This window comes from Bilifractor sp. HCP3S3_D3 (assembly GCF_052063915.1).
Taxonomy (GTDB): domain Bacteria; phylum Bacillota; class Clostridia; order Lachnospirales; family Lachnospiraceae; genus Bilifractor.
Window position 1 is genome coordinate 1 of the sequence record NZ_JBQHWP010000015.1, and the last position, 13,264, is coordinate 13,264.

Here is a 13,264-nt window from a genome sequence, read left to right on the forward strand (position 1 = left end):
ATAAGCTACGGATTGCTCCGTGCTTCGCACTCCCGCAATCCTACAGGTATTCGCGTTTTCGCCGTGTTTCACACGGCTTCACGCTCATACCTGTTGCCTTCGAAATCGCATCCAGTCTCTTACACACGCTTCGCGTGTGACGATCCTGTCTGCGTTTTCGAAGAGCTTATACACCTACATCAGATGAGAGCGAGGAAGAATACAGATGGTTAATGTTGCCGTTCTGGGTTACGGAACCGTAGGTTCCGGAGTAGTTGAAGTAATCAATACCAACCATGACAGTATCAACAAGAAGGCAGGGGATGAGATCAAGATCAAATATGTTCTTGACCTCAGAGATTTTCCGGGAGATCCGGTGGAGAAGGTTCTGGTCCATGATTTCAATGTGATTCTGCAGGACCCGGAGGTAGACATTGTCGTGGAAACCATGGGCGGACTGCACCCTGCTTATGAGTTTACCAAGAGCGCTCTTCTTGCAGGCAAGAGCGTGTGCACATCCAATAAGGAGCTCGTTGCGACGTATGGCACGGAGCTTCTGAAGATCGCGAAGGAGAAGAGCATTAACTATCTGTTTGAGGCGAGCTGCGGCGGAGGAATTCCGATTATCCGTCCGCTGAACTCTTCGCTCACAGCGGATGAGATTGATCAGATCACCGGTATTCTGAACGGGACGACAAACTATATCCTGACAAAGATGGGACGGGACGGATCTGATTTTGACGAGGCTCTCGCGGAGGCGCAGAATAACGGTTACGCGGAGCGCAATCCGGAGGCGGATATTGAGGGATACGATGCCTGCCGGAAGATTGCCATCCTTTCTTCGCTGGCCTACGGACGTCATGTGGATTATCATGATATCTATACGGAGGGAATTACCAAGATCACGGCAGTGGACATGAAGTACGCGCAGGAAATCGGCGCGGCGATCAAGCTTCTGGCGACAAGCTGTAAGGTCGACGATGGTTTCTACGCTATGGTCTGCCCGGGCATGATCAACGAAAGCAGCCCTCTTTACAGCGTGAACGGAGTTTTCAACGCGATTTTCATTCACGGGAATGTTCTCGGTGACGCAATGTTCTACGGCAGCGGCGCGGGAAAGCTTCCTACAGCCAGCGCGGTTGTGGCGGATGTTGTGGATGAGGCAAAGCATCTTCATCGCAATATAATGATGAACTGGAGCAGCAGAACCCTGAAGCTGTGTGACGTCAGTACGATGGAGAATCGTTTCTTTGTTCGTGTGAAGGGATCCGTATCAGAAAAAATTGACAAGGTGAATGAGATTTTTGGCAGGGTAGAGCCGATCAGTCTGCCGGCAGTGCCCGGCGAGTTCGCCTTTATCACAAAAAAGATGAAGGAATCTGAATTCAAGGCAAAAGCGGACCAGATGGGTGAAGAAATCCTCGGAAGAATCCGTGTATTTTTCTGAAAAAGACAGGCACGTGACAGGGTATTCAATGCCACATGAGGTTCGGGAGACGATGGTCTCCCGGTCCTGCATGTGGCGTTATTCAACAGAGAAGCCGGCTCATCTGTCGGCGGAAGAGGTGATTAGAGAATGGTAAAACATACAGGAGAGAATTATTACATTTCTACGGCTATTGCATATGCGTCCGGAAAACCCCATATCGGTAATACCTATGAGATCGTTCTTGCGGACAGTATTGCGAGATTCCGCAGGATGCAGGGATATCAGGTATATTTTCAGACCGGTACGGACGAGCACGGCCAGAAGATTGAGAACAAGGCCGAGGAGAAGGGATGCACGCCGCAGCAGTATGTAGATGACGTGGCAGCTGAGATTCACCGGATCTGGGATCTGATGAATACCTCCTACGACAAGTTCATCCGCACGACAGATGCGTATCACGTCAGACAGGTCCAGAAGATTTTCAAAAAGTTCTATGAGCAGGGCGATATCTACAAGGGACATTATGAGGGATGGTACTGTACGCCGTGCGAGTCCTTCTGGACGGATTCCCAGCTGGTGGACGGCAAGTGCCCGGACTGCGGACGTCCGGTCACACGGGCAAAGGAGGAGGCATATTTCTTCAGAATGAGCAAATATGCGCCGAGACTGATTGAATACATCAATGAACATCCTGAATTTATTCAGCCGGTATCCAGAAAGAATGAGATGATGAATAACTTCCTGCTTCCGGGGCTTCAGGATCTCTGTGTATCCAGAACATCCTTCAAATGGGGAATTCCGGTAGACTTTGATGACAAGCATGTCGTATATGTATGGCTGGACGCACTGACCAACTATATCACCGGACTCGGCTATGACGCCGACGGGAACAGCAGCGAGCAGTACAGGAAGTTCTGGCCGGCGGATCTTCATCTGGTCGGAAAGGACATCATCCGTTTCCATACGATATACTGGCCGATCTTCCTGATGGCGCTGGGCGAGCCGCTCCCGAAGCAGGTATTCGGACATCCATGGCTGATCCAGGCAGACGGCAAGATGAGCAAGTCAAAGGGAAATGTGATCTATGCGGATGATCTGGTCAATCTCTTCGGGGTTGATGCGGTCCGGTATTTTGTTCTTCATGAGATGCCGTTCGAGAATGACGGTGTCATCAGCTGGGAGCTGATGGTGGAACGCCTGAATTCTGATCTTGCGAATACGCTGGGCAATCTGGTAAATCGTACGATTTCCATGTCAAATAAATATTTCGGCGGAATTGTCGAGAACAAAAATGTGAATGATCCCGTGGACGATCAGCTGAAGGCGGTTGTCACAGAGACTGCGGGCAAGGTCGAGGAAAAGATGAAGGGACTTCACGTCGCGGATTCGATTACCGAGATTTTTGCGCTCTTCAAGCGCTGCAATAAATACATTGATGAAACCATGCCGTGGGCACTCGCCAAGGATGAGACAAAGAAGGACAGACTGGCGACGGTTCTGTACAATCTCGCGGAGAGCATTACCATAGGAGCATCGCTTCTTGAGCCGTATATGCCGGAAACGACGGAGCGGATTCTGAAGCAGCTCAATACCGGGAAGAGAGATTATGCAGATGCCGACAAATTCGGCCTGTATAAGAGCGGCACGAAGGTGACGGAAGAGCCGGAGATTCTGTTTGCAAGACAGGACCTGAAGGATGTCATGGAAAAGGTAGAGGAGATCCGTAAAGGACAGAAGGCCGCGTCCGGAGAGGCTGCGCAGAGCGGTACAGCCGGCGAAGGGGCTGATGCAGCAGGAGAAGAGAAGCCGGAGATCCACGTTGAGCCGAAGGCGGAGATCACCTATGATGATTTTGCGAAGATGCAGTTCGCGGTAGGTGAGGTTCTGGAGTGCAGAGAGGTTCCGAAATCGAAGAAGCTTCTGGTGTCTCAGATTAAATTCGGTGACCAGACCCGTCAGATCGTGTCCGGAATCAAGAAATGGTATAAGCCGGAGGAGATGGTCGGCAAGAAGGTAATGTGCCTGATTAATCTGAAGCCGGCGAAGCTTGCCGGTCTGGAGTCGCAGGGCATGATTCTCGCCGCGGAAGACAGTGAGGGAAATGTGACTCTGATGGCACCTGAGAAAGATATGCCGTCAGGCTCCGGGATTTCATAAATAAAATTTTTTAGAGAAAATGCCGTTATATAGCGGCTGGGTTATACGGAAGACTGCAGCAGGTGTGTTGCAGTCTTCTGCCATATAAGGGGCTGTGCGAACGTGTGGCCCGGGACAAAACGGATAAGGGCGGCTGCAGGAACGCGTTGCCCGGGACAAAACGGATAAGGGCGGCTGCAGATACGCGTGGCCGGGACAAAACGTTAAGGGTGGCTGTACGAGCGCATAGCTCACGACAAACCGTTTCAGCAGTATGTGCTGATGTTTACGGCATGGAATTTTACCCTGTGAGGTGATGAAGAATGATATTTGATACACATGCGCATTACGAGGATGAAGCTTTTGATGAGGACAGAGATGAGATGATCCGGACCCTTCCGGATTATCATGTGGGACGGTTCGTCAACGTAGCTTCCGACTGGGCCAGTCTGGAAAAAACGCGAAGGATAGCGGAGAGTTATACAGATGCCTTTGCCGCATTTGGTCTGCACCCGGACAACGTCGGGGAGCTGAATGAGGAACGGGTAAAAGAACTGGAAGAATATCTGCGTTTTCCGAAGTGCGTGGCTGTGGGAGAGATCGGACTGGATTATCACTGGAACAAGGATAACCGGGAGGAGCAGATCTACTGGTTCAGAAGGCAGCTGGAACTGGCGAGAAGTCACAGGCTTCCGGTAATCATTCACAGCAGAGACGCTGCACAGGATACGATGAATATTGCCCGGGAGGAGAACCTGGGAGAGATCGGCGGTGTGATTCACTGCTATGCGTATTCTGGCGAACAGGCGCTGGAATATACAGAGATGGGGATGTATCTGGGAATCGGGGGTGTGGTCACATTCAAAAATGCCAGACGTCTGAAGGAAACGGTGCAGGCAGTTCCTCTGTCACATCTCGTTCTGGAGACTGACTGCCCGTATCTTGCGCCGGAGCCGAACCGGGGAAGCAGGAACAGTTCCCGGAATCTCCGGTATGTGGTGCGTGCGATCGCGGAGCTGAAGGGGATATCAGCGGAGGAAGTCGAGCAGACAACCTGGGAGAATGCCTGCAGAATGTACCGGCTGCAGTAAGCCTGACCTGACAGCCTGAAATATTGCAATTGGGATTATCGGAGGCATTATAAAATGTATCGGATGCAATAGGGCGGATTAGAAAGATGACGGAAGAAAATCGGGCCCTCATTTGTGTAATTTTCCATATTTTTCTATACGAATCCAAATCTTTTTGTGATATTATGACTGTATAAGCTCTTCGAAAACGCATACAGGATCGACACGCGCGAAGCGTGTGAAAGAGACTGTATGCGATTTCGAAGGCAACAAGGAAAAGCACGAAGAGACGCGAAGCGGTTAAAGGGACGAGAGGACATTTTTTATAGAGAATAGAGACAGCAATTCCATAGAAAATAGCATCCGTATAAAGGAGAGGGATATGGCAAGAAAAAGCATCGGGGAAGAAAAGAAAAGCGAGACCGTGGAGAGGGCGACGGCCGCAGTGAAAGAGGCTTCCGGAAAGGCTGCCAGGGCAGCGAAGGAGGCATCGGATATCGCGTCGAGGGCGATGAAGGATGCAACGGAAAAGGCAGGCAAAAATGCGGCTGCTACCGTAAATTCAGTGAAGAAAAATGTGAAAAGATCGGTGGCGAAGGCACAGTCGGGAAAGATTGTGGATGAACCGGAGATTTCCGGGAAATCCGAAAAAACAGAAGAGTCTTCGGAAAACAAGGTTAAACAGGACCCGCATATTTTTTCTGATCTGGATTCTTATCTGTTCGGTCAGGCGACTCACTATGATCTGTACAAGAAGATGGGCGCGCACACAGCGCGTCTGAATGGCGAGAACGGAACGTGGTTCACATTATGGGCGCCGAATGCGGTCGCGGCGTATGTGATCGGAGAGTTTAACAGCTGGGATGAGAATGCGAATCCCATGAAGAAGATCGAAGATCAGGGAATCTGGGAGATCTTTATCCCGGGAGCGGCAGTGGGTCAGCTCTACAAATATCTGATCATCTCGAAGAACAATCAGAAGCTGTACAAAGCGGATCCGTACGGGAACTGGGCGGAGCTTCGTCCGGGAACGGCTTCGAGAATAGCGGATTTGAGCTATCGGTGGGGTGATGCGGCATGGATCCGCAACAGGCAGAACCTTGTGCCGGAAACGGCTGCGCTGTCGATCTACGAGGTGCATCCCGGGTCCTGGATGAAGCATCCATACAGTGAGGAAAATCCGGAAGGGTTTTATACCTACCGGGAATTCGCGAAGCGGATCGTCGAGTATGTGAAGGACATGGGATATACCCACGTCGAGCTTATGGGCATAGCCGAGCATCCGCTCGATCAGTCCTGGGGATACCAGGTGACAGGATATTACGCACCGACTTCCCGCTACGGGGCGCCGGCTGATTTCAAGTATCTGGTGGATTATCTTCACCGCAACAAGATCGGTGTAATTCTGGACTGGGTACCCGCGCATTTCCCGAAAAACGCCGAGGGACTCGCGAATTTTGACGGCGATGCCGTATACGAGCATGCGGACCCGAGACAGGGAGAGCATCCGGACTGGGGCACCAAGATCTTTAACTACGGCCGTCCGGAGGTGAAGAATTTCCTGCTTGCGAATGCGCTTTACTGGGTGGAGGAGTTCCATGTGGACGGCCTGAGGGTGGACGCGGTTGCCTCTATGCTGTACCTGGACTACGGCAGAAAGGACGGAGAGTGGATCGCCAATAAATACGGGGACAACAAGAACCTCGAGGCGATTGAATTTTTCAAACATCTGAACACGCTTGTGCCCGGTCGGAATCCGGGCGTCATGATGATTGCCGAGGAATCAACCGCGTGGCCGAAGGTGACCGGAAAGGTGGAGGACGGCGGCCTCGGGTTTACCTACAAGTGGAACATGGGCTGGATGCATGATTTTCTTGAGTACATGAAGCTGGATCCGTATTTCCGCAAGTTCAACCACAACAAGATGACCTTCGCGATGACCTATGCGTTCAGCGAAAGATATATACTGGTTCTCTCACACGATGAAGTGGTTCATCTGAAATGCTCGATGATCAACAAGATGCCGGGACAGGACGACGAGAAGTTCCAGAATCTCAAGGTCGGTTATACCTTCATGTTCGGCCATCCGGGCAAAAAGCTGCTGTTCATGGGTCAGGATTTCGGACAGTACAGAGAGTGGAGCGAGGAGAGGGAGCTGGACTGGTTCCTTCTGGAGGACAAGAAGAACGAGCATCTGCAGGCATATGTGCGTGACCTGCTGAACATGTACCGGAAATATCCTGCCCTTTACGCAAATGACAAGGGCTATGAGGGATTTGAATGGATGAACGCGGACGACTGCGACCGGAGCATCTTCAGCTTTGTGAGATGGTCGCCGACGAAGAGAAACAATCTTCTCTTTGTCATCAATTTCACGCCGGTGGAGCGCGCGGACTATATGTGCGGCGTGCCGAAGGCCGGGAATTACACGCTGATTCTCGACAGCAAATGCGAGAAGTACGGAGGGGATCACAAGGTTCCGCTCAAATACAAGGCCGAGGAGGGCGAATGCGACGGGCAGAAGCTTCACATCGCCTACGAGCTTCCGGCTTACGGAGCCGCGGTATTCAAATTCAACTGACAGACTGTGTAAAATTTTGCAATATATGCATGCAGCATATACTGCGGGAGTATCTGTTAACTTTTGGAATGAATCGCTTCCTTTCTGCGATAGCTTAATTTTAAGGTGATTGTATGTTTGGGAAAAGAGAACTATTTTTAACATATGATACGATAGAATTGCAAAATATTACCAGAAAGCTTAATAGTGCTAAGATTAGATATGAGATAAAAAGTAGCGATTTTGGAAGGTCTAACAGAGGTTCTGGATTGCTGGGCAACTTTGGTGAAAATCCGAACCAAAAAATTATGTACTATGTTTATGTGAAAAAAAATGACTATGATTTTGCAAAATCTGTGATAGACGATGTTTTAAAGGGAGTTTAGAAGATTGCTTTTGTTATTTTAGTTTTGAACTAAAATTTAAAAGAAAGGGGCGGCCCTTTTACATATCGTTTGTTAATGCTCCGACAACAATTAACATAGCATTAACACAGACTTTATATTAAACAGATAGTTTCTCCGGGTTATCTTTTGTACGCTTAATCTATATGTTAATGGAGCGTTACAGATCCCGGAGGTAGGTTATGAATGAGAAGGTACAGATAGTATTTGGTCTGCTGGGAGGACTCGCGATTTTCCTGTTCGGCATGAACATGATGAGCGACAGTCTGCAGAAAGCGGCCGGAGAGAAGATGCGCACGGTGCTGGGGATGCTCACCAGAAATCCGGTGCTGGGAGTGATTTCAGGAGCACTGGTTACAGCGGTTTTGCAGAGCTCCAGTGCGACGACGGTCATGGCGATCGGGTTCGTGAGCGCAGGCCTGATGACTCTTCCGCAGGCGATTTCGATCATCTTCGGAGCGAATATCGGAACGACCATGACGGCTCAGATCATAGCGTTCAAGCTGAGTGATTATATCTTTATCATCATTTTCATCGGTTTTATCATCGGATTTACCGCGAAGAAGCAGAAGATCAAATACATCGGAAATACCATCCTGGCTTTCGGGCTTCTGTTTGAGGGAATCGAGATCATGGGCAGCGTGATGAAACCTCTGGCTTCCAGTCCCTTCTTTATTAACCTGATTGGGAAGGTCGCTCATATTCCGGTGCTGGGTGTTCTGACAGGTCTGATGATGACTCTTGTAGTGCAGAGCTCCAGCGCTACCATTGCGGTTCTTCAGAATTTTGCGTCTCAGCCTGCCGCAGACGGGATCACAAGCATCATCGGCCTTGCGGGAGCGATACCGGTTCTCCTGGGCGATAATATCGGAACGACGATCACAGCCATTTTGGCAAGTATCGGCCAGAGCATCGACGCAAAGCGGACGGCGCTGGCGCACTGTATCTTTAATGTGAGCGGCAGTCTGCTGTTCATCTGGTTTGTAAAGCCCTACGCGAATCTGATCACGATGATCTCTCCGAAGGGCAATGAGGTAGATGTCATTTCCAGACAGATTGCCAATGCCCATACCGGTTTCAATATCATCATGACTCTGATCTGGACGCCTCTTCTGTGGCTGATGGTCAGGATCGTCATGAAGCTTCTCCCGGGAAAGAAGGAGCGGGTGGTTCCACTCGGCGAGCCCAAATATCTGGATGACAAGCTGATCCGGCAGCCGGTTGCCGCGCTCCATCTTGTGGCGCAGGAGACACTTCATTCCGCGCATATCGTCCAGCGGATGTTCGGAAAGGCGGAGGAGATCACACAGAAGGACAGTGATGCCGTACTTGGGACAATCCGTGCGGAGGCTGCGGGGGTACATGAGCTGTCAGAAAAGATCAACGAATATCTGGCCGCTGTTTTTTCGTTCGGTGCCATCACGGAGGACCAGGCATCCATGGCGACAGGTGTTCTTCTGATTCAGAGTGAAATCGACCGGATTGCGGATCTGTGCCGGAGTATCATTGAAAACATCGCGGGAGCGAAGAATATGAAACTGAAATACTCCAAGGATGCGATGAAGGAGCTTCGGAAATCCATGGAACTGATTCGCAGGATGTTTGAGGAAACACTTGTCCTCATGGCGGATCCCGGGAAAATTGAGACGGACAGTCTGAAGAAGGAACGGGAGATGGTCATGGACATCGATGAAGGGATGCGGAAGGATCACGTGAAGCGGGTCGCAAAGGGAAAGTGCGATGCGAAGATGACGGTGAGCTTCAACGCGCTTCTGCACGATCTTGACCGGATGGGAAGCAGCTGCCTGAATCTGTCGGATACCGCGCTGAAGGAGATCAATTTCAGCACACTTCTTCAGGGTGAGCCGGATCCCGAGAGAGAAGAACTTCTTCAGAGCAGTCCACACCCGGAGAGTGAAGAAATTCTTCAGGGCGGGATGGATCCGGAGAGTGAAGAAAGGATTCCGGCGGATGCCGTCCGTCCGAAGGCCAGGGCAAAGAAGGTCCGCGTATGAGGTCCTTGCGTACAATTGAAGAAATCCGAAACATTTGGTAAGATAGAGGTGTCGTGCACATGTGGCGCGGCACTTTTTGAATGACAGGAACAGTGGTATGCGTTCGGCTGTGAAGGGGCTGTGCGCGGAGAACGCCGCGGCAGACCGATGAAGTCGGTCAGATGTGGCAGCTGCGAGAGGTGCGAAAACAACGGAGCAGCTGGCTTTATAGATTAAATGCTGACCCGATTGCGGGGCATGAAGGGCTGCTTTGGCATTGTACGGCGGAGATCACGTTGGAAACCGGATGTAATTCCGATAGACTGAATCAGGACAGGCGGGAACATGAGTACAGATGAGAAAAAATACAGGGGTTATGTAGGCGTGTTTGATTCCGGAGTCGGAGGAATCAGCGTTTTGAGGGAAATGATCCGCGAGCTCCCGAACGAGAATTTTTATTATTTTGGGGATTCGGCGAATGCGCCTTATGGCGAGAAGACGGTAGAGAAGGTACAGGAGCTTTCCATGGCGATCGTGGATCGCATGGTGAATGAGGGATGCAAGGCGATTGTCGTCGCCTGCAACACCGCAACCAGTGCGGCGGTAAGGCTGATCCGGGAGAAGTACGAAAAGACAATGCCGGTGATCGGAATCGAACCTGCGCTGAAGCCGGCCGCCAGAGAGGAGCATCACGGGAGGATTCTCGTGATGGCGACACCGGTCACACTGAGGCTGGAGAAATACCATGAGCTTTCGGGAAGACTTGCCGGGGAGGCGGAATTCATCCCGGTTTCCTGCGCGGGTCTTGCCGACCGGGTGGAAAAGGGAAATCTGGATGCGGCGGACGTTACACAGATGCTTGAGAGGATGATCGGGCCTTATCGGGGACAGGTTGACGGAATTGTACTGGGATGCACGCACTATCCGTTTCTGAAGAAGCAGATTCACAGCGTCATGGGAGATGTGCCGCTCTACGACGGGGGCAGAGGAACCGCAAGGGAACTGCACCGCCAGCTTTCGCGGCATGGTCTGCTGAATAAAGGAGAAGAGCCGGGAAGAGTCGTTCTGGATTCCAGTCTGAGGACAGAGGAAGAAATGAAGATTTACCGGCAGCTTCTGGATGCGGACATCGAATAATCTGGATTCGTGTGAAGGATGTCAAAAATATAAAACGCCGCGCGGCGATCCGTCGTTCCGGATGGGCGGAGCAGCGGGTCGCCGTGCAGCAGAATCAGCCGAGCTTTCTCACGGTATCGGCAGCGGTCTTCAGGGCGATTTCCATCATTTCATGGAAGGAGGTCTTGATCTCTTCCGGGGAGAGATGCTCCGGCTTGAAGAGGTGATCGGAAATGGTAAAGAGGGCCAGTGCCTTTTTGTGAGCGTACATGGCCTCTGTATAGAGACCGGCGCTTTCCATTTCTACGGCAAGAAGCCCTGCCTCTTTTTCCTTTTCCGCAACGGCAGGATCGGGATAGTAGAAGAAATCGGAGGAATAGACGCTTCCGACGGAGGTGCGCACACCCATTTCATCTGCGATTCGTACCGCGTCGCGGAGCATGCCCCAGTCTGCGGTCGGAGCGATCGTGCCGGGCAGTCCGTAGCGGGACGGAGCGGCGGAGTTTGTGGAGGCGCTCATTGCAACGACAACGTCACGTACATTGACATCGTCTCCGACGCCGCCTGCGGAACCGATTCGGATGATTCCTTCGACGCCATAGAAGGTGAACAATTCATGGGAATAAAGGGTGATGGAGGGAATTCCCATGCCGCTTCCCATGACGGATACCTCGACACCGTCGTAGATCCCGGTGTATCCGAGCATTCCGCGGACATCATTGAACAGGACCGGGTTCTGAAGATAGGTTTCCGCCACATATTTTGCGCGGAGAGGATCGCCTGGCATCAGGACTACTTTTGCAACATGTGTTCCGTCTTTTACTTCCATGCATGCGGATGGTGAAACATTTCCCATAATTCATTAGCTCCTTTCGATGGCTTTGCGAAACCGGATTCTGGAAAAGGAATGCCGGCGGCAAAGCAGATGCAGATAGTTCAGATTTTTTTGCCGTGCTCCGTCAGCAGATAAGCGCGTGCGGGACGGCGGTTAGATTTCGTTGATATTTTAGCATATCTGAAGGGAACATGATATAATTCTCTTCATAAAAAACCACGGGCCTCAGAGTATGCGATGGCAGTGGTGTGAACCGGACGAACCGGTTTTACCATTCATCAGGGAGACGGATATGATGATAGGAAAAAAGAGGACAGGACTTTTCGTTCTGACTGTGCTTATGTGCGGGGCCCTGCTTGCGGGCTGCGGCTCCGGAGACTTTCATGTCTCAGAGCTTCCGGATATGTTCCGGAATTTTTTTAATGTGAATAAAGATCTTGAGGATACTTCCTCGTCAGCTGCGGACTCTGTTTCCGGAGGAAGCGGCGAAACGGGTGATCCTTCAGGATCGGGTTCGGATGCGGGAAGCGGTTCCGGAAAGCAGTCCACATCGAGTTCCGGGCAGTCGATTATCTCGGACATTTCTTCGTTTCTGGATGGAGTGACCGGGGATTATAAGGACAAACTGCCGGAGGGCGATTCACTTTTTGTGAATAATGCCCCGGTTTTTTACTACTACACGCAGCTTTCCGCGGAGGAACAGGGAATATACAATGCGCTTCTGGCGGTGACGAGAGACCCGACATCTACGGATTATCACAAAAAGGTGACGGTCAGTGAGGATCCGTCATCTGATGCATTTGGCAGGGAACTGACGATTGCATACGAGGCGCTGATTTACGATCATCCGGAGCTGTTCTGGTTCCGGCAGAGCAGCGGAAATTTCCAGTATTATTACAACAGCCTGAGCACAGGCGGGACGTATGATGTTATGATCCGGCTGAGCAGGACGTATGATGATTATCAGAACCAGATGACAGCCTTCAATCAGGCGGTGAGCAATTTTATGGCGGACATAGATCTGACGCGTTCACAGCCGGAGATTGCGCTGCAGATCCATGACAAGCTGATTGATACCGTGACCTATGACAAGGATCTGGCTGCGTCCTACTCACCGGACGGTGCCTTTGATTACGGGTATACCGCATACGGTGCACTGGTCGCCAACAGCAGAAACCAGGCAAATACCTGCGTCTGCGACGGGTATTCTTATGCTTATGAGTATCTTCTGCAGCAGGCGGGAATTACATGTACGAGAGTCGGGGGATATGCGGGCTCAGATCCGGATTCCATGGAGGCACATTCGTGGAATCTGGTTCAGCTGGACGGTGAATGGTATGAGGTGGATCCGACATGGGACGACCAGGACTCGGACCCGCAGCAGTACGCGTCCGGCGGGCCGATCATTGACGCGGCATTGAATGATGCCGCGTACTGGAACCGGATCCGTCATTTTATGTTCAATCTGACGACAGAGCAGATCAGCAATTATACGCCCGGCAGCGAGTACACATATTACACGCCGGACGGATACGCGACCTTCCTCTCATCTTCTGTGCATGTGCGGGACGATGGTACCGGGCATGCCAGTGGAACGGCGGATTATATCTCAAAGCTTGCGCCGATTGCGAACGGCACTGCCTATACCTACGATGTTCTTTCAGGCTATTCGGTGGGTTACCGGGGACAGACCGATTATGACGGGGACGGGATACCGGGCTGAGGAAGCGGATATATAGTC

The 13,264-nt window shown here is 51.3% G+C and carries 9 protein-coding genes; 8 read left to right on the top strand and 1 reads right to left on the bottom strand.

Translation table 11 applies throughout. The annotated features are described in order from the left end of the window. Nucleotides 1-205 precede the first annotated feature (205 nt). The 7 genes from ACTNDI_RS09945 (at nucleotide 206) to murI (ending at nucleotide 10,709) form a co-directional block, all read left to right on the top strand. Entirely contained in the window at nucleotides 206-1,426 is a 1,221-nt protein-coding gene (locus tag ACTNDI_RS09945) for a homoserine dehydrogenase (RefSeq protein ID WP_441100835.1), read from the top strand. Nucleotides 1,427-1,555: 129 nt separating this feature from the next. Continuing rightward, on the top strand, nucleotides 1,556-3,565 hold the full coding sequence (metG, locus tag ACTNDI_RS09950) for a methionine--tRNA ligase (RefSeq protein ID WP_441100836.1): 2,010 nt from the start codon (nucleotides 1,556-1,558) through the stop codon (nucleotides 3,563-3,565). A 302-nt stretch (nucleotides 3,566-3,867) separates the two neighbouring features. Continuing rightward, entirely contained in the window at nucleotides 3,868-4,635 is a 768-nt protein-coding gene (locus ACTNDI_RS09955; RefSeq protein ID WP_441100837.1) for a TatD family hydrolase, read from the top strand. 490 nt (nucleotides 4,636-5,125) lie between these two features. Beyond that, nucleotides 5,126-7,195, top strand: coding sequence for a 1,4-alpha-glucan branching protein GlgB (gene glgB / locus ACTNDI_RS09960; protein ID WP_441100885.1), 2,070 nt, complete (start codon nucleotides 5,126-5,128; stop codon nucleotides 7,193-7,195). A gap of 113 nt (nucleotides 7,196-7,308) precedes the next feature. Next, the gene (locus tag ACTNDI_RS09965) at nucleotides 7,309-7,560 is read left to right on the top strand and encodes a hypothetical protein (protein WP_441100838.1); all 252 of its coding nucleotides are present in this window, start codon (nucleotides 7,309-7,311) and stop codon (nucleotides 7,558-7,560) included. Between the two features lie 200 nt (nucleotides 7,561-7,760). Next, a complete protein-coding gene (locus ACTNDI_RS09970; protein ID WP_441100839.1) occupies nucleotides 7,761-9,593 on the top strand; it encodes a Na/Pi cotransporter family protein in 1,833 nt (610 codons plus the stop codon). Nucleotides 9,594-9,917: 324 nt separating this feature from the next. After that, a complete protein-coding gene (murI, locus tag ACTNDI_RS09975; protein ID WP_441100840.1) occupies nucleotides 9,918-10,709 on the top strand; it encodes a glutamate racemase in 792 nt (263 codons plus the stop codon). A 94-nt stretch (nucleotides 10,710-10,803) separates the two neighbouring features. On the opposite strand, the gene deoD is transcribed toward murI, so the two are convergent. Beyond that, the gene (deoD, locus tag ACTNDI_RS09980; RefSeq protein ID WP_441100841.1) at nucleotides 10,804-11,544 is read right to left on the bottom strand and encodes a purine-nucleoside phosphorylase; all 741 of its coding nucleotides are present in this window, start codon (nucleotides 11,542-11,544) and stop codon (nucleotides 10,804-10,806) included. Between the two features lie 271 nt (nucleotides 11,545-11,815). Here deoD and ACTNDI_RS09985 point away from each other — a divergent pair, with 271 nt between their 5' ends. Further along, nucleotides 11,816-13,246, top strand: a complete 1,431-nt coding sequence (locus ACTNDI_RS09985; RefSeq protein ID WP_441100842.1) for a transglutaminase domain-containing protein — start codon at nucleotides 11,816-11,818, stop codon at nucleotides 13,244-13,246. Nucleotides 13,247-13,264: the final 18 nt, after the last annotated feature.